The organism is Mesorhizobium sp. M0159 (assembly GCF_040322295.1).
Classification (GTDB): domain Bacteria; phylum Pseudomonadota; class Alphaproteobacteria; order Rhizobiales; family Rhizobiaceae; genus Mesorhizobium.
Window position 1 is genome coordinate 87,118 of the sequence record NZ_JAMYTF010000002.1, and the last position, 18,440, is coordinate 105,557.

Consider the following 18,440-nt stretch of genomic DNA (forward strand, 5'->3'; position numbering starts at 1 on the left):
TCACTGCTCCTCGGCATACAGCAGCCGCGTCTTTGCCTCGGAGGTCGGCAACAGGCTGCGCTGGATCAGCGCCTCGACGTGGTCGTTGCGCTGGCGCGCGCTGTCGGCGCCCATCACCACGACGATCAGCCTGTGCCCGTCCGCATTATAGGAGGTGACGATGTTGAAGCCCGAAGCCCTGATGTAGCCGGTCTTGATGCCGTCGACGCCGCGCACCCGGCCGAGCATGTCGTTGTGGCCGCGCACCAGCCTGCCGCGGAACATGAAGTCGCTTTCGGAGAAATAGTGGAAATGCTGCGGGAAGCGGGCGTGCAGCGCCATGCCGAGCACCGCCATGTCGCGCGCGCTGGTGTGCTGGTCGCCGTCCGGCAGGCCCGAGGCATTGCGGAACACGGTGCTGCTCATGCCGATCTGGCGCGCCTTGGCGGTCATCATGCCGGCGAACGCCTCTTCGCTACCGCCGAGATATTCGGCAACGGCGACCGCCACGTCATTGGCCGATTTGACGACGATGGCGCGGATCGCCGAATCGACGTCGATCGTCTCGCCGCGCCTGAACCGCAGCTTGGTCGGCGGCTGCCGGGCGGCGTTGTCCGACACCGGAATTTGCGTCTCCTTGCTGATGCGGCCTGAATCCAGCGCCTCGAACAGGAGATAGAGCGTCATCATCTTGGTCAGCGACGCCGGGTAGCGCGGCGCGGTCGAATTGACCTCGAACAGCGTCTTGCCGGTGCCGGCATCGATGACCATGGCGGCATATTTCTGCGGCGGCGCCGGTACCGCCAGCACGCTGTCGGGCGGCGTGACAGTCGTGCAGCCGGCAGCAAACAGCAGCAGCGCCAGCACAGCGACGCATTTGTGGATGGACGAAAAGAACCGGAAGGCGGACAAGTCAGTTCCGAAGGCAGGCAGTTTCTGAGACGACGCGAAGCTATCTTAACGCAAAGGCACAGTCCATTTGGTTAATATCGGTCTGGCCCTCGAACGGTGCCCTGTCCACAGGCCGACGTGGCGCCGCCTGATGTGAATTGCCGGCCACCGCGCTTGCGCAACCGGCGGCGAGTGGGCTTTGCTGGCGCCGGCAGAATCGGGCCGCCAGAATCGGGCTGGCAGAATCGGTAGGTGCACATGGATACAGTCACGATCACGGCGAAGGGCATTTCGGTATCGGTCGATCTTGCCGTCGGCCATCTCGCCGACATGACGGTCGATATCGATGGCCGCCGGCTGAAGCCGCTGCATCGCGCACCCTGGGTCGGCGAGCCGCGCGAGATGCTGCCGAAAGACCTGCCTGAAGGGACGGTCCACCTGTCCGGCGATTTCCTCTGCGCGCCGTTCTCGATCAGCGACGTCGAAGCGGCACCTTTGCATGGCTGGCCGGCAAATAGTCGCTGGGACGTCGTCGACAGCGCGGCAACGGCCGACGGCTGGCGCGCCGTCTTCCGCCTGCAGCGCCCGGTCATGGGCGCAACCGTCGACAAGATCCTGATCGTGCGCGACGATCATCCCTTTCTCTATCAGGAGCACGTCTTTTCCGGCGGCGCCGGCGCCATTCCCGTCGCCCACCACCCGATGACGGTGATGACGGCCGGCGGCAGGCTGGCCTTCTCGCCCAAGCGCCTTGCCGCAACGCCGAGTGAGGCGCCGGAGCCCGATCCGGCCCGCGGCCGCTCGTTGCTCGCCTACCCGGCGCGAACCGCCGACCTGACGCGCTTTCCCGCCGCCAACGGCGGCACGATTGACCTGACCACCTATCGCATGGACCAGCTGCGTGAGGACTTCGTGACGCTGGTCGAGGCCGATCATGGCGGGCCGGGCTGGACCGCGCTGGCGCGCCAGGCGGAAGCCGATCTCGTGCTGGTGCTGAAGAACCCGGCCGAACTGCCGGTCACCATGCTGTGGGTCAGCAATGGCGGGCGCGATTATGCGCCATGGAGTGGCCGCCACCGCGGCGTGCTCGGCATCGAGGACGGCCGCACGGCCGTCGGCCACGCCGCATCGCTCGGCGACAATTGGCTGAAGCGCGAAGGCGTGGCGACCGCCTTTGCCCTTTCCGAAGGGCGCCGCTTTTCGTTCCGCCATGTCATCGGCGCACTGCCATGGCCATCCGGCGAGCCGCCGCACGACGTCACGACCTCGCCGGGCCGCATGCGCATCCTGGCGGCTGACGGTGCCGTGCGCGACATCGCCTTCGACGGCGATTTCCTGCGGATCGGTCAATCCAGGCCCGATTGAAGGCTTGGCACAATCCGGCGTTTGAAATTTTCGAAAACTGCCGCCAAAATGCGCCAGAACCACCGTAAGGGGGCCAATGTCAGAAATCGCCCATATCGCTGCTGCCATTTTCAAGCGCGCCGGCAAGGCGCCGCGCTTCATCGTTGCCATTGCCGGTCCGCCCGGCGCCGGCAAATCGACATTGTCGGCAGGCTTGCACGACCTGCTGCCGGAAGGCACGGCGGAAGTCGTGCCGATGGATGGCTTCCATTACGATGACGTCGTTCTCGATCGACGCGGCCTTCGCGCGCGAAAAGGTGCTCCGGAAACCTTTGATTTTGCCGGCTTCGAAACGCTGCTGAAGCGCATCCGCGCCGGCGAGCCGGATATCGCCATCCCGGTCTTCGACCGCAGCATGGAGCTGTCGCGCGCCGCCGCTGCGATTGTCGCCGCCGACACCAAATTCATTCTGGTCGAAGGCAATTATCTCCTGCTCGACGAGGAACCCTGGACGCGGCTGGCGCCGCTGTTCGACTTCTCGATCTTCGTCGATGTGCCGCGCGCCGAGCTCGAGCGCCGACTGCTGGCGCGATGGCACGAGCACAGCCGCTCCGACGAGGACGCGCGCGCCTGGATCGCCTCTAACGATATGCCGAACATCGACCGCGTGCTTGCCCGTCGGCGGCCCGCCGACCTGGTGGTCGGCGACCTGGCCTGACTTGCAAGGAACCGCCCGGCCGGAACCTTGACAGTTTCAGGCCGTTATCCCGGACACGGCAATTGTGCCCATGAGGGAACCGTTCGATGGAAACCATGGCAAGAAAGCCTGCGCCCGCCAAGGGCAGGGCAACACGATCAAAAGCAACTCGCGCGAAAACCAGCGCCGGTCCGGCAGCGGCGGCGCGTTCCAAGGAGGCGGCAAAGCCCAGCTTTGGCAAGGCAGCGCCGAAAAAGGTGATGCCTGCTGCGACCAAAGCCGCAGCTCCCAAAGCCGCCAGCCCTAAAAAGCCGGCAAGCAGAGGATCGATCGCAGGCAGCGCAATGCGCACCGTCAAAACGACGGCCAACGTCGCCGCTGGTGCCGTGCTTGCCACCGCCAAAGGTGCGGCGTCGCTTGCCGCTTCCGTAGTCGGCAAGAAACCCCGGACCAAAGCAAAATAGCCGAGCGGAATCGGCGTAAGATCAGCTTCTGGCCGGAATGGTGAGGCCCCTCTGCACCGCTGGACGAGCGAGGCCACGCTCCAGCCATGCGCCCACGCTGGGGAAATCGTCGAAACCGACGAGTTCCCGCGCCTCGTAGAAGCCGATCAGATTGCGCACCCACCCAAGCATCGAAATATCGGCGATGGTGTAATCGTCGCCCATGATCCAGCTGCGGCCCTTGAGCCTCGTTTCGAGGACGCCGATCAGCCGTCGCGACTCGTCGCGATAACGTTCCAGCGGGCGCTTGTCGGCGATTTCGCGCCCGGCGAATTTGTGGAAGAATCCGACTTGGCCGAACATCGGCCCGATCGAAGCCATCTGGAAGAACACCCACTGGATCGTCTCATAACGCAGCGTCGCGTCTGCCGGGACCAGCTTGCCGGTCTTGTCGCTGAGGTAAAGCAGGATGGCGCCGGATTCGAACAAGCCGATCGGTTTGCCGCCCGGGCCGTCCGGATCGATCATCGCCGGTATCTTGCCGTTCGGGTTCAAAGACAGGAATTCCGGGGTCCAGCTCTCGTTCTTGCCGATATCGACGGCATGCGGCTCGTAAGGGAGGCCAAGTTCCTCCAGCGCGATCGATATCTTCACCCCGTTCGGCGTCGGAAACGAATAAAGCTGGATGCGGTCGGGGTGGCTCGCCGGCCAGCGCCTGGCAATCGGAAACGCGGACAGATCGGTCATCGAAACTCCTGGTGGGGGACCGCGCCGAGCGGCACGGTCATGGCGGGTCGCAGAGAGTTAGGCGCGACGCCTGGCGCGATCAATATGCGCATGGAAAGTTTCGCCGGCCCCGGTGAAGGACCCGCAAGGGGTGCGGTCACACGGCCTTGACCGCCAGCACCGCATTGGTGCCGCCGAAGGCGAAGCTGTTGCTGATCGCGGTGCGCACGGTGCGTTCGCGCGCCACGTTCGGCGTGATGTCGAGATCGCAGTCGGCGTCGGCTTCCCGATAATTGGCGGTCGGCGGCACGATGCCTTCGCGGATCGCCATCACGCAGGCGATCATTTCCAGCGCGCCGGAGGCGCCGAGGCAGTGGGCGTGCATCGATTTGGTCGAGGACACCGAAAGCTTGTAGGCATGGCCGCCGAACACGCGTTTGATCGCCGCCGTCTCGATCTGATCGTTGGCCTTGGTGCCGGTGCCATGCGCGTTGAGATAGTCGACGTCCTCGGGATTGAGCCCGGCATCGACGAGGCAGAAGCGCATCGCCGCCTCAGGCCCTTCGATGGTTGGCGCGACGATATCGGAGGCGTCGGCGGAAAGGCCGACGCCGGCGATTTCGGCAAGGATGGCGGCGCCGCGCGCCATGGCATGCTCATATGTTTCCAGCACCACCATGCCGGCGCCTTCGCCGAGCACGAGCCCCTGGCGGTCGGCCGAAAACGGCCGGCAGGTGTCCGGCGACAATACCCGCAGGGCCTCCCAGCCCTTGAGGATGCCCCAGACCAGCGGCGCATCGGTGCCGCCGGCGACCATGACGTCGGCCCGGCCGAGCCTGATCTGATCGACCGCCGAGGCAATGGCGTGGTTGGATGACGAGCAGGCAGAGGTGATGCCGAACACCGGCCCGCGCAGACCAAGATTCATGCTGACATGGCCGGCTGCAGCGCCCGGCATTACTTTCGGGACGGTGAAGATGCCGGCGCGGTTCTTGCCTTCGAGCAGGATGGCGCGATAGTTCTCTTCGATTGCCTCCCAGCCGCAGACGCCGACGCCGACGATGGTGCCCATCCGGTAGGTGTTGGCCGCGTGCGGGTTCAATCCCGCCTGCTGTGCCGCCTCCCGCGCGGCGATCGTCGCCAGAAGGCTGAAGCGGTCCATCGACACGACCTGCTTGCGGTCGATGCCGTGCTCGGGAAGCGCCTTGATTTCGCAGCCGACCTTGACCTTCAGATCATGCAGCAGCGGATTGTCGATCGCGCCGATTGCCGAACGGCCGGCGCGCATTTCATTCCAGATTGCCGGTGCATTGGTGCCGAGCCCGCATAATCCGCCGATGCCCGTGATGACGACGCGCTTGTGCATTCAGTCAGGCTTTTTTCGCGATCAGCGCGCGAACCGCCTCGACCATGTCGCCGACATTCTTCAGATTGCTCCAGGCATCGACAGTGTTCATCTCGATTTCGATGCCATACTCTTCCTCGAGATCGAAGATGATCTCCGTCAGTTCCAGCGAATGGATGCCAAGGGCGGTCAGTTCGGTACTGGTGGTGATTTCCTCGCCGCCCGGCTCGGCATGAGCCTTGATCTTGGCGATGATATCGTTTGCCAGCTGGTCAGCCATTCGGTTTCTTCCCCAACTCTGTCGTTTCCCGACGCCAACTGATCAGCGCCCCTTTTGTCCTCGATTACGTCGTCATCGTCGCCTTTTACCCCCGCCAGGCGCCGGTGACCGTACCAAGGTGGCTCCCTCTATAGAAACCGAAACGCTGTCAAGCAACAAGCTATATATCGACAAAGCCGCCGCAGTGCTTAACGTTGGTGTCGTGGATACGATCGCATATAGCTTGACTTCAGTGCCGCCGGCCCAGCGTGTTGCCGGCGTCGCGCGGCTTGGCTGCGACTGGAACGGAGGCCGCACGCGTCTTCGGCGCCTGTACCAGGACGGTTCGGCCAAGATCCGCATGCCGGCGGTCTCGGCCGATCCGCTCGAAGCCGTCCTGATCAACACCGCCGGTGGGCTGACCGGTGGCGACCGTCTCGCCTGGGAGGTCGATGTCGGTGCCGGCGCCTCCGCAACCATAACAACGCAGGCCTGCGAGAAAATCTATCGCGCCGCATCCGACCGCGCCGAAGTGCGGGTGCAGCTGACTGTCGGGGAAGACGGCCACATTGCCTGGCTGCCACAGGAAACCATCGTCTTCGACCGCTCGGCCTTTGCCCGCAGCCTTGACGTGGAGCTTGCCACCGGAGCCGAGGCGCTGATCCTGGAGGCTACCGTCTTCGGCCGCCTGGCCATGGGTGAACGGGCTTCGCAAGGCCATTTCCACGACCGCTGGCGCGTCCGCCAGGACGGGGCGCTGGTCCATGCAGAGGAGTTCCGCATCGGGCCGGACGTTGCGGCCACCTTGAACCGTCCCGCAGCGGCCGGCGGTGCCGTCGCCGTGGCGACGCTGCTGATGGTATCGCCACGGGCAGAGGCTTTGCTCGAGCCGGCCCGGGGCATAGTCGGCGGCCAGGGCGGCGTCAGTTTCTGGAGCGTGCGGAAATCTGGCAAGCTTCTTGCGAGGCTGTTCGCTGAGGACGGCTACCAGCTCCGCAAGCGGCTGGTGCCGCTTGTCGAATTGCTCAACGGACGGGCGGGCCTGCCCAAATTATGGTCACTCTGATTTCGATTGTGCCACCGCAGGAAAAAGCATGAATCTGACGCCGAGGGAGAAAGACAAGCTGCTGATCGCCATGGCCGCGATCGTGGCCCGCAAGCGGCTCGAACGCGGCGTCAAGCTCAATCATCCGGAAGCGATCGCGCTGATCACCGATTTCGTCGTCGAGGGTGCCCGCGACGGCCGCGCGGTCGCCGAGCTGATGGAGGCCGGCGCCCATGTCGTCACCCGGGCCCAGGTGATGGAAGGCATTGCAGAAATGATCCACGATGTGCAGGTCGAGGCGACGTTTCCAGACGGCACCAAGCTGGTGACCGTGCACGAGCCGATCAGATAACACCGCCAAGGAGAGGAAAATGCTTGAGCTGCGTCCCAACTGCGAGTGCTGCGACAAGGATCTGCCGCCCGATGCGACGGATGCGGTGATCTGCACCTTCGAATGCACCTTTTGCGCCGACTGCGCACAAAACGTGCTCGGCGGCGCCTGTCCGAATTGCGGCGGCAACTTCTCGGCCCGCCCTATCCGTCCGGCAGCGCTGCTGAAGAAATATCCGGCCTCCACCAAGCGCGTCCTCAAGGCAGAGGGCTGTGGTCCGGCCCGCAAGGCGGCGTGAGAGGCATGATGATCTCGAAGATGGAAGCTACGCCGATGATCCCCGCTACGATGAAACGCACGACGCTGTCGGCGGTCCTGCTGCTGGCGGCAGCTATGCCAGCCTATGCCCATGTCGGCGTGGGCACGGTTTCGTCCTTCACCGCCGGCTTCTCCCACCCGCTCTCCGGCCTCGATCACATGACGGCGATGATTGCCGTCGGGCTATGGGCCGCGCTCAAGGGCGACAAAGCGACCTGGGCATGGCCGCTGGCCTTCGTAAGCGTCATGCTGGCCGGCGGCGTGCTCGGCAGGCTGCATGTGCCTATGCCTTTCGTCGAGCCGGCGATACTGGCGTCCGTCGTGGCACTCGGGCTGCTGGTTGCGCTCGCCGTCGATCTTCCCGTCTCGGCCGGCGTCGCCGTCATCGGCCTGTTCGCGCTGTTCCATGGCTACGCCCACGGCACCGAGGTTCCTGAAAATGCCGCTGGGCTCGGCTATATCGCAGGCTTTGCCGTTGCCACGGCACTGCTCCACGCCGTCGGCATCGCGGCCGGTCTCGGCCTCGGCTGGCGCTTCCGCGGGCTTGCCCGCGCCGCTGGCGCCGCTTGTGCCGCGATTGGCGCCGGCCTCGCTTTCGGCGTCGTGTGAGGCCGCGATGATCCCCGGCGAAATCATCACGGCAAGCGGCGAGATCGAACTGAACAAGGGTCTGGCGACGGTCACTTTGAAGGTAGCCAACAGCGGCGACCGGCCGATCCAGGTAGGCAGCCATTATCATTTCTTCGAGACCAATGAGGGACTGAGATTCGATCGCGACAAGGCGCGCGGCATGCGCCTCGACATCGCTGCCGGCACCGCCATGCGCTTCGAGCCCGGCCAAGAGCGCGACGTTACCCTGGTGCCGTTCGGCGGCAAGCGCGAGGTCTACGGATTTCAACAGAAGATCATGGGCGCGCTGTGAGATCGAAGGCGTCGAGCAGTTTCGGCTCAGCCGGGCGGCTTGGCCGCCGCATAGATGATGACCTTTCCCGGATCGTCGAATTCCACCGCCAGAACGTCCTCGGTTTGCACTCGCCGCGAATCGATGGCGTTGAACAGCAATGCGTTCGCTTCGATCTCCTTGCGCAGCTCGGCGATGTCGTCCCGATGTTGCCTGACCTTGTTTTCGATCGCCGGTGGCGGGCCGCCTTCAGTGCGCGCGGCATCGGTAAGAAACACGATATCGACCTTGTCGAGCTTGGATGTCTTGCGCACGGCGGCGATGTTTTCACGCGTGCGGTCGATCGCCGAACTGACCTTGCCGGCTTCCGCATTTGTCTGGGTCTCTTCCTGGCCGACCTCCGAGCCGACGATCCGGTTGACGGTCTCGGCGCTGTCGAGGCTCTGCGCGTTCAGCGCGGCGTGCGGAATGCTGGCTGCCAGAAACGCGGTCGCGGCAATCCCATGCAGCCATCTGGTGTCGGAGAAGGTGGTGATCGCCATCGCTCGTTCTCAGGGTCCTTTTCGAGGCTCGTGTCAGGGCGACAGGACCGAAACGTAACGTCCCCCGTGAAGGTTCCCTTTGTGATGCGGCGGGCTGGCCGGGCGCCGGCCCGCCGCCTCGTCTCGTCAGCTCGCTTTCTTGGTGATCAGCGTCAGCGCGCCATTGGTGCTCATGCTGGCGGCGATCACCTGCGCCGAGGTGAGCCCCTTGGCTTCGAGCGCGGATTTGACCTGCGGTGTCGCGTCGATCGAGCCGCGCAGTTTCTGCAGGTCGGCATCGCTGCGCTTGGCGATCACCTCGTTGACCTTGGCTTGAGTGTCCGCGGGCAGATCCTTGATATCGACGACGTTGATCGCCTGGATGGTGGGCGCCTGCGGCTGCGCCCCGGGCGCGGCAGGAGCAGGCGCAGCCGGCGCCGGACTGGGCTGCTGCGCAGGCTGTTGCTGGGCGCTGGCGGCGGTTGCGAGCACCAGCGTGGCGGCGGCTGCCAGAAGGGTCGTTTTGCGCATGGATGTTCCTTTCCATCGATTGGCAAATGGTCGTTTTGGGGTGGCCCGGCCACCTCAAACGCTAAATGGGATCGGAAAGTGTCGCTCAGCGGGTCATTGCGTGACCATAGGATGGCGGCAATGTGGGGCCCGGCTTCGACAAGCGGTATTTTCGGGCTGTATTTCGGGAGCAATTGCTGATGGCTAAAATCACCCGCGCCGCCTATGCGCAGATGTACGGCCCGACCGTCGGCGACAAGGTCCGGCTCGCCGACACCGAGCTGTTCATCGAGGTCGAAAGGGATCTCACTCTTCACGGCGAGGAGGTGAAGTTCGGCGGCGGCAAGGTCATCCGCGACGGCATGGGCCAGAGCCAGGTGTCGCGCGCGCAAGGCGCGGTCGACACCGTCATCACCAATGCGTTGGTCGTCGATGCCACCGCCGGTATCGTCAAGGCAGATATCGGCCTCAGGGACGGCCGTATCGCCGCGATCGGCAAGGCCGGCAATCCGGATACCCAAGGCGGCGTCACCATCATCATCGGTCCCGGCACCGAGATCATCGCCGGCGAGGGCAAGATCCTGACCGCCGGCGGCTTCGACGCGCATATCCACTTCATCTGCCCGCAGCAGATCGAGGAAGCGCTGATGTCGGGCATCACCACCATGCTCGGCGGCGGCACCGGCCCGGCGCACGGCACGCTGGCCACCACCTGCACGCCTGGGCCGTGGCATCTGGCGCGCATGATCCAGTCTTTCGACGCCTTCCCTATGAATATCGGCCTGTCGGGCAAGGGCAACGCGTCCCTGCCTGCCGCGCTCGAGGAGATGGTGCTCGCCGGCGCCTGCTCGCTGAAGCTGCACGAGGACTGGGGCACGACGCCGGCTGCAATCGACTGCTGCCTGTCGGTCGCCGACGATTACGACGTGCAGGTGATGATCCACACCGACACGCTGAACGAGTCCGGCTTCGTCGAAAACACGGTCGCGGCGATCAAGGGCCGCACCATCCATGCCTTCCACACCGAAGGCGCCGGCGGCGGCCACGCGCCTGATATCATCAAGGTCTGCGGCCTGCCTAACGTCATTCCGTCCTCGACCAACCCGACCCGCCCCTACACGATCAACACGCTGGCCGAACACCTCGACATGCTGATGGTCTGTCACCATCTGTCGCCGTCGATCCCCGAAGATATCGCCTTTGCCGAAAGCCGCATCCGCAAGGAAACCATCGCCGCAGAAGACATTCTGCACGACATCGGCGCCTTCTCGATCATCTCGTCGGACAGCCAGGCCATGGGCCGTGTCGGCGAAGTGGCGATCCGCTGCTGGCAGACCGCCGACAAGATGAAGCGCCAGCGCGGTTCGCTGCCGCAGGAGACCGGCGACAACGACAATTTCCGCGTCCGCCGCTACATCGCCAAATACACCATCAATCCGGCCATCGCGCATGGCCTGTCGAAGGACATCGGCTCGGTGGCGGTGGGAAAACGCGCCGACCTCGTGCTGTGGAATCCGGCCTTTTTCGGCGTCAAGCCGGACATGGTGCTGATCGGCGGCATGATCGCCGCCGCCCCGATGGGCGATCCCAACGCCTCGATCCCGACGCCGCAGCCGATGCATTACCGGCCGATGTTCGGGGCCTACGGCAAGGCGATGACCAATTCGTCGGTGACCTTCGTTTCGAAGGCCGCGCTCGACGCCGGCCTGCGCGGCAGGCTCGGCGTCGACAAGCAGATGGTCGCGGTCGAAAACACCCGCGGCGGCATCGGCAAGCATTCGATGGTGCTCAATGACGCCACGCCGCATGTCGAGGTCGACCCCGAAACCTATGAGGTCCGCGCCGACGGCGAACTCCTGACATGCGAGCCGGCTACCGTGCTGCCGATGGCGCAACGCTACTTCCTGTTCTGAACCACAGGCGTTAGAACGACCGATGTAGAACATGCCGCGCCAGGCCTATGGACCCGCAACTCCCCTACGCCCACGACATTTTCCCGCATATCCGCATCGTCCTGGGCATGGTGATCGGCCTCGGCGTCACCCGCCTGCTGTCGGGGGTCGCCCGCATCGTCCAGCATCCCGGCCAATACCGGCTCTATCCCGTGCACCTCGCCTGGGTTGCGTCGGTGCTTTTAATGCTGGTGCATTTCTGGTGGTGGGAGTTCGGCCTGTTCCAGATCGAGAATTGGACCTTCGGCAAATACCTGTTCATCATCTTCTACGCCGTCACGCTGTTCCTGCTCTGCGCGCTGCTGTTTCCGGATTCGATGCTGGACTACACCAGCTATGAGGATTTCTTTTATTCGCGCCGGGCCTGGTTCTTCGGCCTGCTGGCGGCGACCTATCTGCTCGACGTGATCGATACGCTGCTGAAAGGGCCGGAGCATTTCGCCCATTTTGGCGTCGAATATCTGATCCGCACGCCGGTTTTCGTCGCGCTTTGCGTCATTGCGATCCTGCTGCGCGACCGCCGCTTTCACATCGCCTTTGTCGCCGGCGCGCTCGTCTATCAGATATCGTTCATCCTGCGGCTCTTCGACACGATCGTCTGAGCCCCATTGGGGCGGCGGACGCGATAGGCTAGGCTTTTTGGGAGAGGCAGTTTTTACATGAAGCTCGATATTCGCACCGACTTCACCAAATTCCCGCGCGCCGTCTCCGTCCTGGCCGCAGGCGAAGCCGGAACCACCACGCCATACGACAGTGCGGTGCTTGCCCATGACGAGCGGCATCTGCGCCGTCGCGCCATCGAAACGGCCCGTAGCGACAAGGTGCTGGTCGACCTGCCCGAACCGGTGACCTTGAACCATAGTGACCGGCTGGTGCTGGAGGATGGCCGCCACATCGAGATCGTCGCGGCCGAGGAGCCGCTCTACGACGTCCGGGCCAGCGACCCTGTCCATCTGGCAGAGCTTGCCTGGCACATCGGCAACCGCCATCTCGCAGCCGCCATCGAAGCTGGGCGCATCCTCATTCTGCGCGACCATGTCATCAAGGCGATGCTGGAGGGATTGGGCGCCACGGTGAGCGACGTCTCCGAGCCGTTCAAGCCGGTGCGCGGCGCCTATTCCGGGCATGGCGGCCACGGCCACGCTCATGCCGAGGCGCATGCGCACAGCCACGCCGAAGCGCATTCCCATGGCCATAGCGAATCGCATTCCCACAGCCATTCGCATGACCATGACCATGACTGACCAGCCTTCCAACGTTGCCCAGCCTTCCAATATTGCTTTGTTGCGGCTGATGGCGTGGCTGTCGCCTTCCTTCCCGGTCGGCGGCTTTTCCTACAGCCATGGTCTCGAGCAAGCCGTGCATGCCGGGCTGGTTGCCGACAGCAAAGAGCTCGCCGCGTGGCTGGAAACGCTGGTCGAGATGGGTTCGGGCTGGAATGATGCGGTGCTGTTTGCCGAAAGCTGGCGCAGGGCGCGCGAAACCGGCGATCTCGATGAAATCGTCGCCCTTGCCGAAGCTCTGGCAGGCTCGCGCGAGCGCCATGCCGAGACCATGCTGCAGGGCGCTGCTTTCCTGAAGGCGGCCTTCGCCTGGCCGTGCCAAGTGCTGGATCGCCTGCCGGCCGAATGCGCCTATTGCGTTGCCGTCGGCGCCGTTGCCGGCGATCACGGCATTGCGCTGCGGGACGCCCTGGCGGCCTTTCTGCAGGCCTTCTTCTCCAATCTCGTCCAGGCTGCGATCCGGCTTGGCATCGTTGGCCAGAGTGCCGCGATGACGCTACTGGCCGCCTTCGAACCGCTTGCCCTGGCGACGGCCGACCGCGCTGCCGGCTCGACCCTCGATGATCTCGGCGGCTGCGCTTTCATCTCCGACGTCACGGCGATGAAGCACGAGGCCCAGTATTCGCGGCTGTTCCGCTCATGATCGTCCTCGCTTTCGCGCTCTCGCTGGTCCTGCTGCTGATCACCACGCTGCATGTTTATTGGGGCATTGGCGGCATCCGGCCGGGCAGGGACGCTGCCTCCTGCGCCCGCGCGGTGGTCGGCTTCCGTGGCGTCGACGAAATGCCGGCGCCCTTCGCCAGCTTCGCCGTCGCCGCCTGCCTCGGCCTGGCGACGCTGTGGCCGATGGCGCTCGAAGGCGTGTTTGCCACGCCCTTTCCCAAGGCCGGGCTCGCCGCCACAGCGCTGCTCATCGCACTGGTCTTCCTGGCGCGCGGCATTGCCGGCTTCACGCCTTGGTGGCGCCGGCTGGCGCCCGAACAGCCTTTCGCGCGGCTTGATGTCAGCTACTATTCGCCGCTCTGTCTGTTGATTGGGCTCGGCTTCGCCATTCTTGCCATCACGGAGTTCCCTAGATGACACAAGCCAACGGTCCTCTTCGCATCGGCATCGGCGGCCCGGTCGGCTCCGGCAAGACGACGCTCACCGAAAAGCTTTGCAAGGCGCTGCGCGACGAGTTTTCCATCGCCGTCGTCACCAACGACATCTACACCAAGGAAGATGCCATGATGCTGGCCCGGCTTCAGGCGCTGCCCGAGGATCGCATCATCGGCGTCGAGACCGGCGGCTGCCCGCACACCGCCATCCGCGAGGACGCCTCGATCAATCTGCAGGCGATCGCCGAAATGACCAGAAAATTCCCGGATCTCGACATCGTCTTCATCGAATCGGGCGGCGACAACCTAGCCGCCACCTTCTCGCCGGACCTTGCCGACCTGACGCTCTATGTCATCTCGGTTTGCCAGGGCGAGGAGATCCCGCGCAAGGGCGGCCCGGCAATCACGCGGTCGGATTTCCTGGTCATCAACAAGAGCGACCTTGCGCCCTATGTGAACGTCAATCTCGACGTGATGGAAAGCGACGCTGCCCGCATGCGCGGCAAACGGCCGTTTGGCTTCACCGACCTGTCGCGCGGCAAAGGGCTTCAGGAGGTGATAGATTTCATCGTCGAGTATGGCGGGCTGAGAGCCGGCACTGCCACCAGCACGGCGGCATAGCAATCGCGTTCGCCTGCACCAAACGAAACCGGTTGCGCGCGTTCCAGTCGCGCGGCATCCTCGCCTCTTTCACGGAGGTTACGATGAGCATCGCCCGCCTGCAGAAGGAAGTGCTGACCAACCTGCCGTTCTATGAGGAGCGCGTCGATCTGGCTTGCGCCTTCCGCTGGACGGCGCGGCTCAACATGCACGAGGCGGTGGCCAATCATTTTTCGCTGGCGGTCAACGACGATGGCTCGCAATTCCTGATGAACCCCAACCAGGTGCATTTCTCGCGCATCAAGGCGAGCGATCTGCTTCTGATCGACGCCAATGATCCCGACACGCTGGTCGGCCTGAATGCGCCCGACCCGACGGCGTGGGGCCTGCATGGTGCCATCCATCGCAACGTGCGTCATGCACGCTGCGTCATGCATGTCCACTCGATCCACGCCACCGTGCTTGCCTCGCTCGCCGACTCGACGTTGCCGCCGATCGACCAGAACTCGGCGATCTTCTTCAACCGCCATGTCGTCGACGCTCATTATGGCGGGCTGGCCTTCGAGGAAGAGGGCGAGCGCTGCTCCCAGCTTCTTGTCGACCCGAAGGTCAAGGTGATGATGATGGGCAACCATGGCGTGCTGGTCATCGGCGACAGCGTCGCCGACACCTTCAACCGCATGTTCTATTTCGAGCGCGCCGCCGAAACCTATATCAAGGCGCTGTGGACCGGCCGGCCGCTGCGGGTACTGTCGGATGAGATCGCGGAGAAAGCGGCAAGGGAACAGGAAGACTATCCCGGCCAGGCCGAGCGCCACCTTTCCGAACTGAAGGCGATCCTCGACGAGCAGGAGCCTGCCTACCGGAGTTGAGCGCGGTCCCGCCGGGCCTGGCTTAAAGCCCGAGTTCGGCCCGCAATTCGCCGGCGCTGTTGATGACAATCGCCCCCGGCGGCCCCTCCATGGGCACCTCTGGCCAGAAAATCGTCTTCATTCCAGCTGCCAGCCCCGCCGTGGCGCCGGTCACGCTGTCGTCGACCGCCACGGCCTCGGCGGGATCGACGTCGGCCAACCAGGCGGCGCGCAGGAAAGGTTCGGCATGCGGCTTGCCTTCACGCACGTCGTTGCGGCTGACCGTCTTCATGCCGGGATATACGAGGCCTACGGCGCGCAGATTGGCATCGACGATCAGCCTGTCCGAGTTGGACACCACCGCTTGCGGCACGCCAAGCGCGAGCAGCTCATTGAAAATCTCGATCGCGCCGGTGCGTGGCGTCAGCGTTTCGGCCATCGGCAGATAGTGATCGTATTTGCGCACGATCCAGTCGTCGAAAGGCAGGTCGAGGCCGAACTCGTCGCGCAGCATTTCGTAGACCGGCCATGCGGCGATGCCGAGCACGCGCTCATGCAGGTCGGCCGGCGGCGCGATGCCGACGCTGTGCAGCGCCGCAATCAGCGCCGCCTCGTGCAGCGGCTCGCTGTCGACCAGCGTGCCGTCCATATCCCAGAAAACCGCTTTCGGCGTCATGCAAGGCTCCATTCTCAAAAAATTCCTTAAAGCGTTTAGCGCGCGAGATAAACCGCCGCGTCCCCCGCTAATGCATGTCGCGCAAAGTGTGCAGCGGTTTTGCAATGACGACATGCATAAAAAGGAACCTAAAACGCGTCGCATGAGGCCGATCGAACGCAACGCGCTTTAGAACCGGGATTGGTGCGACCTCGACAGTCTTGCTGTTGCAACGAGACTGGGTCGACCTGTCACTTCGCTCCAAACACCCAAGTTTCATCACTAAGCAATTGCTCTTACAATAGGCAATTGCGCGCAAGTTCATTCCCTGCGAAACTACTGCGCTCCGCCTCTTATGCTCGGCGGGGTTGGGAGGCAGGAACTTGAATTCGCGGCAGGACAGCGGCGGCAACAGGCTGGACGACGCGGCGCGTGCCGGCTGGCTCTATTATGTCGCAGGCAACACCCAGGACCAGATCGCCGCCACGCTTGGCATCTCGCGGCAGACGGCGCAGCGGCTGGTGTCGCTCGCAGTCTCCGAAGGGCTGATCAAGGTGCGCGTCGACCATCCGATCGCCAATTGCCTCGACCTTGCGGCACGGCTGAAATCGCGCTTTGCGCTCGATCTGGTCGAGGTGGTGCCGAGCGACCCTTCTTCTTCCTCCACCGTCATGGGCGTCGCCGTGGGGGGGGCGCCCGACTTCGCCGGGCGGCTGCGGGGGCTGGTGCGTCTCGTCATGGCTTGTGGCACCGGCCGCACGCTGAAGGCCGCGATCGAGCAACTGCCGCCGATGGAATGCCCGCAGCACAAAGTGGTGTCGCTGACCGGCAACATCTCGCCGGACGGCTCGGCGGCCTTCTACAACGTCATCTTCACCATGGCCGACAGGGTCAAGGCGCGTTCGTTTCCGATGCCTTTGCCGGTCATCGCTTCCTCGCCCGAGGAGCGCGAGATGCTGCTCAGCCAGCCGATGATCCAGCCGACGCTGGCGCTTGCGGCCGAGGCCGACGTCACCTTTGTCGGCATCGGCGATCTCGGCCCGAAGGCGCCGCTTTACGAGGACGGCTTCATTTCGGAGGGTGAATTAAAGGCGCTGCAGAAGGCCGGCGGCGTCGCCGAGATCGTCGGCTGGGTATTCGATCGTGACGGCCGCATGATCGAGGGCATCACCAATGATCGGGTGTCGTCGGCGCCGCTGCCGTCGCGCGAAAAGTCGCTGGTGATCGCGCTTGCCATGGGCGACCGCAAGCTGCCGGGCATCTTCGCGGCCGTCAACCGGCGGCTGGTCAACGGCCTCATCACCGATGAGCGGACCGCCGCCGCCTTGCTGGCGGGCGCATGATCTCCGAGCCGCTGGCGGTCGGAAACGATCATGTGAAGTCGAAACGCATCTGAATCCCCGATAAAACGAGCGTCACTACTGGTGCCGGCCGCAAGGATCGTTGCCGTCGAGAAAGCCCATGTCGCGCTGCAGATGCGGCGGCAGCTCCCGGACGTCGAGATAGGCCCGTTTCCGCGCCGCGTGCCTTGCCAACCCCCGCGCCAACCGTGAAAACCAGCCATGGGCTGGAGCAAGAAGCAGCTTTTCCTGTATTGTGGTCATGATCGTCAGCCTTCGCTATCTCTAGGCGTAATTGATCTTCAATACGGAATATCGGTAGGACCGGCCGGTGCCGCCAATCAAACGTCGATCACTGCCCATAAGGAGGGCTTATGCCGGAGCTCAATTCACGACAGCTGGTTTCGCAGCTTCCTCCGCTTCAGGCGATCCGGGTGTTCGAGGCGGTGGCGCGGCATCTCTCGTTCACCAAGGCCGCCCAGGAGCTTGGCATGACGCAGGCGGCGGCAAGCTATCAGATCAAGCTTCTGGAGGAGCGCATCGGCGCGCCCCTGTTCTTGCGCCAGCCAAAACAGATCGTGCTGACCGAACCCGGCCAGCGCCTGGCGCCCGCGGTCAGCGAGGCGTTCGCGCTGTTGAGCGGCGCCTATGCCGCCGCGCGCACCGGCGCCGACGGCGTGCTTTGCGTTTCGACGCTGCTGACATTTGCCTCCAATTGGCTGGCGCAGCATCTCGGTTCGTTCCAGGTCGCGCATCCGTCGCTGGCGGTGCGCGTCGATACTTCGAACAGGGTTGTCGACTTTGCCAGAGAGGATATCGACATCGCCATCCGCTCCGGCGGCGGCAACTGGCCGGGCGTCGAGACCCATATGCTTTTCAGGGCCGATTTCACGCCGGTCCTTAGTCCAAAGCTCGCGGCAAGCATCGGCGGCGTCAAGGAGCCGGCCGACCTGCTGCGGCTGCCGATCCTCGACCCGGGTGACATCTGGTGGCGGGACTGGTTTGCCGCCGCCGGCCTGCCGGTCGAGGAGCTGGCCAAGCGTCCCGGCACCAGCATGGGCGCGCAGGCCTACGAGGCCAATGCCGCGATTGCCGGCCACGGCGTGGCGATCGTTACCAAGGCGCTGTTCAAGACCGAACTTGCCGACGGCCGCCTGATCCAGCCCTTTGATCTGGTCGGTGACGACGGCCACGCCTATTGGCTGGTCTATCCGACGGCACGACGCAACGTGCCGAAGATCCGCGCCTTCCGCGATTGGATCCTGAGCGAGATCGCTTGCCAGTAGGCTGAATCCCAGCAAGCCCGAGCAAAGCGCCGGGCCCAATCAGCCCGGCCGAATCCTTCGTCAGAC

At 64.3% G+C, this 18,440-nt stretch carries 25 protein-coding genes; 17 read left to right on the forward strand and 8 right to left on the reverse strand.

The features are described from left to right. Window positions 1-891, reverse strand: coding sequence for a D-alanyl-D-alanine carboxypeptidase family protein (locus tag NKJ32_RS02315; protein WP_352826737.1), 891 nt, complete (start codon window positions 889-891; stop codon window positions 1-3). Window positions 892-1,128: 237 nt separating this feature from the next. On the opposite strand from NKJ32_RS02315, the gene NKJ32_RS02320 reads away from it, so the two are divergent. The 3 genes from NKJ32_RS02320 to NKJ32_RS02330 all read left to right on the forward strand — a co-directional run bounded on the left by NKJ32_RS02320 (window position 1,129) and on the right by NKJ32_RS02330 (window position 3,218). Then, window positions 1,129-2,235: a hypothetical protein gene (locus NKJ32_RS02320; RefSeq protein WP_352826739.1), complete on the forward strand. Its 1,107-nt coding sequence runs from the start codon at window positions 1,129-1,131 to the stop codon at window positions 2,233-2,235. 76 nt (window positions 2,236-2,311) lie between these two features. Next, window positions 2,312-2,932 carry a nucleoside triphosphate hydrolase gene (locus NKJ32_RS02325; RefSeq protein WP_352826740.1) on the forward strand — a complete coding sequence of 207 codons (621 nt, stop codon included), beginning with the start codon at window positions 2,312-2,314 and terminating at the stop codon, window positions 2,930-2,932. 70 nt (window positions 2,933-3,002) lie between these two features. Next, a complete protein-coding gene (locus NKJ32_RS02330; RefSeq protein WP_352826741.1) occupies window positions 3,003-3,218 on the forward strand; it encodes a hypothetical protein in 216 nt (71 codons plus the stop codon). Window positions 3,219-3,396: 178 nt separating this feature from the next. Here the strand turns inward: NKJ32_RS02330 and NKJ32_RS02335 are convergent, their stop codons facing one another. The 3 genes from NKJ32_RS02335 to NKJ32_RS02345 all read right to left on the reverse strand — a co-directional run bounded on the left by NKJ32_RS02335 (window position 3,397) and on the right by NKJ32_RS02345 (window position 5,705). Beyond that, on the reverse strand, window positions 3,397-4,101 hold the full coding sequence (locus NKJ32_RS02335; protein WP_023677015.1) for a glutathione S-transferase family protein: 705 nt from the start codon (window positions 4,099-4,101) through the stop codon (window positions 3,397-3,399). 136 nt (window positions 4,102-4,237) lie between these two features. Next, a complete protein-coding gene (locus tag NKJ32_RS02340) occupies window positions 4,238-5,446 on the reverse strand; it encodes a beta-ketoacyl-[acyl-carrier-protein] synthase family protein (protein WP_352588683.1) in 1,209 nt (402 codons plus the stop codon). Between the two features lie 4 nt (window positions 5,447-5,450). Further along, window positions 5,451-5,705: an acyl carrier protein gene (locus NKJ32_RS02345; protein ID WP_023677013.1), complete on the reverse strand. Its 255-nt coding sequence runs from the start codon at window positions 5,703-5,705 to the stop codon at window positions 5,451-5,453. 223 nt (window positions 5,706-5,928) lie between these two features. Between NKJ32_RS02345 and NKJ32_RS02350 the strand changes: the two genes are divergently transcribed. Genes NKJ32_RS02350 through NKJ32_RS02370 form a run of 5 tightly spaced genes read left to right on the forward strand, consistent with a single transcriptional unit; the run spans window position 5,929 to window position 8,300 of the window. Next, window positions 5,929-6,750 (forward strand): urease accessory protein UreD, encoded by an 822-nt coding sequence (locus NKJ32_RS02350; protein ID WP_502902685.1) that lies wholly within the window; start codon window positions 5,929-5,931, stop codon window positions 6,748-6,750. 28 nt (window positions 6,751-6,778) lie between these two features. Then, window positions 6,779-7,081: an urease subunit gamma gene (locus NKJ32_RS02355; protein WP_023677011.1), complete on the forward strand. Its 303-nt coding sequence runs from the start codon at window positions 6,779-6,781 to the stop codon at window positions 7,079-7,081. A gap of 19 nt (window positions 7,082-7,100) precedes the next feature. Further along, on the forward strand, window positions 7,101-7,358 hold the full coding sequence (locus NKJ32_RS02360) for a DUF1272 domain-containing protein (RefSeq protein WP_352492190.1): 258 nt from the start codon (window positions 7,101-7,103) through the stop codon (window positions 7,356-7,358). 35 nt (window positions 7,359-7,393) lie between these two features. Further along, complete coding sequence (locus NKJ32_RS02365) at window positions 7,394-7,987, forward strand: HupE/UreJ family protein (RefSeq protein ID WP_352637364.1); 594 nt, start codon at window positions 7,394-7,396, stop codon at window positions 7,985-7,987. A 7-nt stretch (window positions 7,988-7,994) separates the two neighbouring features. Then, window positions 7,995-8,300 carry an urease subunit beta gene (locus NKJ32_RS02370; protein ID WP_023677008.1) on the forward strand — a complete coding sequence of 102 codons (306 nt, stop codon included), beginning with the start codon at window positions 7,995-7,997 and terminating at the stop codon, window positions 8,298-8,300. 26 nt (window positions 8,301-8,326) lie between these two features. Here NKJ32_RS02370 and NKJ32_RS02375 read toward each other — a convergent pair whose 3' ends face one another. Beyond that, window positions 8,327-8,821 (reverse strand): hypothetical protein, encoded by a 495-nt coding sequence (locus tag NKJ32_RS02375; protein WP_352492191.1) that lies wholly within the window; start codon window positions 8,819-8,821, stop codon window positions 8,327-8,329. A gap of 126 nt (window positions 8,822-8,947) precedes the next feature. Beyond that, window positions 8,948-9,331 (reverse strand): hypothetical protein, encoded by a 384-nt coding sequence (locus NKJ32_RS02380; RefSeq protein ID WP_023677006.1) that lies wholly within the window; start codon window positions 9,329-9,331, stop codon window positions 8,948-8,950. Between the two features lie 179 nt (window positions 9,332-9,510). Between NKJ32_RS02380 and ureC the strand changes: the two genes are divergently transcribed. From ureC to NKJ32_RS02415, 7 genes are all read left to right on the forward strand, one after another. Next, complete coding sequence (gene ureC, locus NKJ32_RS02385) at window positions 9,511-11,223, forward strand: urease subunit alpha (RefSeq protein WP_031211834.1); 1,713 nt, start codon at window positions 9,511-9,513, stop codon at window positions 11,221-11,223. Between the two features lie 47 nt (window positions 11,224-11,270). Beyond that, window positions 11,271-11,864 carry a hypothetical protein gene (locus tag NKJ32_RS02390; protein WP_023677004.1) on the forward strand — a complete coding sequence of 198 codons (594 nt, stop codon included), beginning with the start codon at window positions 11,271-11,273 and terminating at the stop codon, window positions 11,862-11,864. 57 nt (window positions 11,865-11,921) lie between these two features. Beyond that, window positions 11,922-12,506 carry an urease accessory protein UreE gene (locus NKJ32_RS02395; protein ID WP_352588672.1) on the forward strand — a complete coding sequence of 195 codons (585 nt, stop codon included), beginning with the start codon at window positions 11,922-11,924 and terminating at the stop codon, window positions 12,504-12,506. Beyond that, window positions 12,499-13,188: an urease accessory protein UreF gene (locus tag NKJ32_RS02400; protein ID WP_352577617.1), complete on the forward strand. Its 690-nt coding sequence runs from the start codon at window positions 12,499-12,501 to the stop codon at window positions 13,186-13,188. The genes NKJ32_RS02395 and NKJ32_RS02400 overlap by 8 nt, the downstream gene beginning before the upstream one ends. Beyond that, window positions 13,185-13,625, forward strand: a complete 441-nt coding sequence (locus NKJ32_RS02405; protein WP_352588669.1) for a DUF3995 domain-containing protein — start codon at window positions 13,185-13,187, stop codon at window positions 13,623-13,625. Before NKJ32_RS02400 ends, NKJ32_RS02405 begins: the two co-directional genes overlap by 4 nt. Beyond that, window positions 13,622-14,263, forward strand: coding sequence for an urease accessory protein UreG (gene ureG / locus NKJ32_RS02410; protein WP_352588667.1), 642 nt, complete (start codon window positions 13,622-13,624; stop codon window positions 14,261-14,263). The genes NKJ32_RS02405 and ureG overlap by 4 nt, the downstream gene beginning before the upstream one ends. 83 nt (window positions 14,264-14,346) lie before the next feature. Then, entirely contained in the window at window positions 14,347-15,114 is a 768-nt protein-coding gene (locus NKJ32_RS02415) for a class II aldolase and adducin N-terminal domain-containing protein (protein WP_352826742.1), read from the forward strand. 22 nt (window positions 15,115-15,136) lie between these two features. Here NKJ32_RS02415 and NKJ32_RS02420 read toward each other — a convergent pair whose 3' ends face one another. Next, the gene (locus NKJ32_RS02420; RefSeq protein WP_023676998.1) at window positions 15,137-15,769 is read right to left on the reverse strand and encodes an HAD family hydrolase; all 633 of its coding nucleotides are present in this window, start codon (window positions 15,767-15,769) and stop codon (window positions 15,137-15,139) included. A 362-nt stretch (window positions 15,770-16,131) separates the two neighbouring features. On the opposite strand from NKJ32_RS02420, the gene NKJ32_RS02425 reads away from it, so the two are divergent. Further along, window positions 16,132-17,091, forward strand: coding sequence for a sugar-binding transcriptional regulator (locus tag NKJ32_RS02425; RefSeq protein WP_352826743.1), 960 nt, complete (start codon window positions 16,132-16,134; stop codon window positions 17,089-17,091). A gap of 75 nt (window positions 17,092-17,166) precedes the next feature. On the opposite strand, the gene NKJ32_RS02430 is transcribed toward NKJ32_RS02425, so the two are convergent. Next, complete coding sequence (locus NKJ32_RS02430) at window positions 17,167-17,352, reverse strand: hypothetical protein (protein WP_254815832.1); 186 nt, start codon at window positions 17,350-17,352, stop codon at window positions 17,167-17,169. A gap of 110 nt (window positions 17,353-17,462) precedes the next feature. On the opposite strand from NKJ32_RS02430, the gene gcvA reads away from it, so the two are divergent. Continuing rightward, on the forward strand, window positions 17,463-18,374 hold the full coding sequence (gene gcvA, locus NKJ32_RS02435) for a transcriptional regulator GcvA (protein ID WP_292662413.1): 912 nt from the start codon (window positions 17,463-17,465) through the stop codon (window positions 18,372-18,374). The last annotated feature ends 66 nt before the right edge of the window (window positions 18,375-18,440 follow it).

Bases quoted from the DNA above. Each gene is read 5' to 3' on its own strand.
- NKJ32_RS02320 (WP_352826739.1), top strand. From the start codon at position 1,129: ATGGATACAGTCACGATCACGGCGAAGGGCATTTCGGTATCGGTCGAT.
- NKJ32_RS02325 (WP_352826740.1), top strand. From the start codon at position 2,312: ATGTCAGAAATCGCCCATATCGCTGCTGCCATTTTCAAGCGCGCCGGC.
- NKJ32_RS02330 (WP_352826741.1), top strand. From the start codon at position 3,003: ATGAGGGAACCGTTCGATGGAAACCATGGCAAGAAAGCCTGCGCCCGC.
- NKJ32_RS02335 (WP_023677015.1), bottom strand. From the start codon at position 4,101: ATGACCGATCTGTCCGCGTTTCCGATTGCCAGGCGCTGGCCGGCGAGC.
- NKJ32_RS02340 (WP_352588683.1), bottom strand. From the start codon at position 5,446: ATGCACAAGCGCGTCGTCATCACGGGCATCGGCGGATTATGCGGGCTC.
- NKJ32_RS02345 (WP_023677013.1), bottom strand. From the start codon at position 5,705: ATGGCTGACCAGCTGGCAAACGATATCATCGCCAAGATCAAGGCTCAT.
- NKJ32_RS02355 (WP_023677011.1), top strand. From the start codon at position 6,779: ATGAATCTGACGCCGAGGGAGAAAGACAAGCTGCTGATCGCCATGGCC.
- NKJ32_RS02360 (WP_352492190.1), top strand. From the start codon at position 7,101: ATGCTTGAGCTGCGTCCCAACTGCGAGTGCTGCGACAAGGATCTGCCG.
- NKJ32_RS02365 (WP_352637364.1), top strand. From the start codon at position 7,394: ATGATCCCCGCTACGATGAAACGCACGACGCTGTCGGCGGTCCTGCTG.
- NKJ32_RS02370 (WP_023677008.1), top strand. From the start codon at position 7,995: ATGATCCCCGGCGAAATCATCACGGCAAGCGGCGAGATCGAACTGAAC.
- NKJ32_RS02375 (WP_352492191.1), bottom strand. From the start codon at position 8,821: ATGGCGATCACCACCTTCTCCGACACCAGATGGCTGCATGGGATTGCC.
- NKJ32_RS02380 (WP_023677006.1), bottom strand. From the start codon at position 9,331: ATGCGCAAAACGACCCTTCTGGCAGCCGCCGCCACGCTGGTGCTCGCA.
- ureC (WP_031211834.1), top strand. From the start codon at position 9,511: ATGGCTAAAATCACCCGCGCCGCCTATGCGCAGATGTACGGCCCGACC.
- NKJ32_RS02390 (WP_023677004.1), top strand. From the start codon at position 11,271: ATGGACCCGCAACTCCCCTACGCCCACGACATTTTCCCGCATATCCGC.
- NKJ32_RS02395 (WP_352588672.1), top strand. From the start codon at position 11,922: ATGAAGCTCGATATTCGCACCGACTTCACCAAATTCCCGCGCGCCGTC.
- NKJ32_RS02400 (WP_352577617.1), top strand. From the start codon at position 12,499: ATGACTGACCAGCCTTCCAACGTTGCCCAGCCTTCCAATATTGCTTTG.
- NKJ32_RS02405 (WP_352588669.1), top strand. From the start codon at position 13,185: ATGATCGTCCTCGCTTTCGCGCTCTCGCTGGTCCTGCTGCTGATCACC.
- ureG (WP_352588667.1), top strand. From the start codon at position 13,622: ATGACACAAGCCAACGGTCCTCTTCGCATCGGCATCGGCGGCCCGGTC.
- NKJ32_RS02415 (WP_352826742.1), top strand. From the start codon at position 14,347: ATGAGCATCGCCCGCCTGCAGAAGGAAGTGCTGACCAACCTGCCGTTC.
- NKJ32_RS02420 (WP_023676998.1), bottom strand. From the start codon at position 15,769: ATGACGCCGAAAGCGGTTTTCTGGGATATGGACGGCACGCTGGTCGAC.
- NKJ32_RS02430 (WP_254815832.1), bottom strand. From the start codon at position 17,352: ATGACCACAATACAGGAAAAGCTGCTTCTTGCTCCAGCCCATGGCTGG.
- gcvA (WP_292662413.1), top strand. From the start codon at position 17,463: ATGCCGGAGCTCAATTCACGACAGCTGGTTTCGCAGCTTCCTCCGCTT.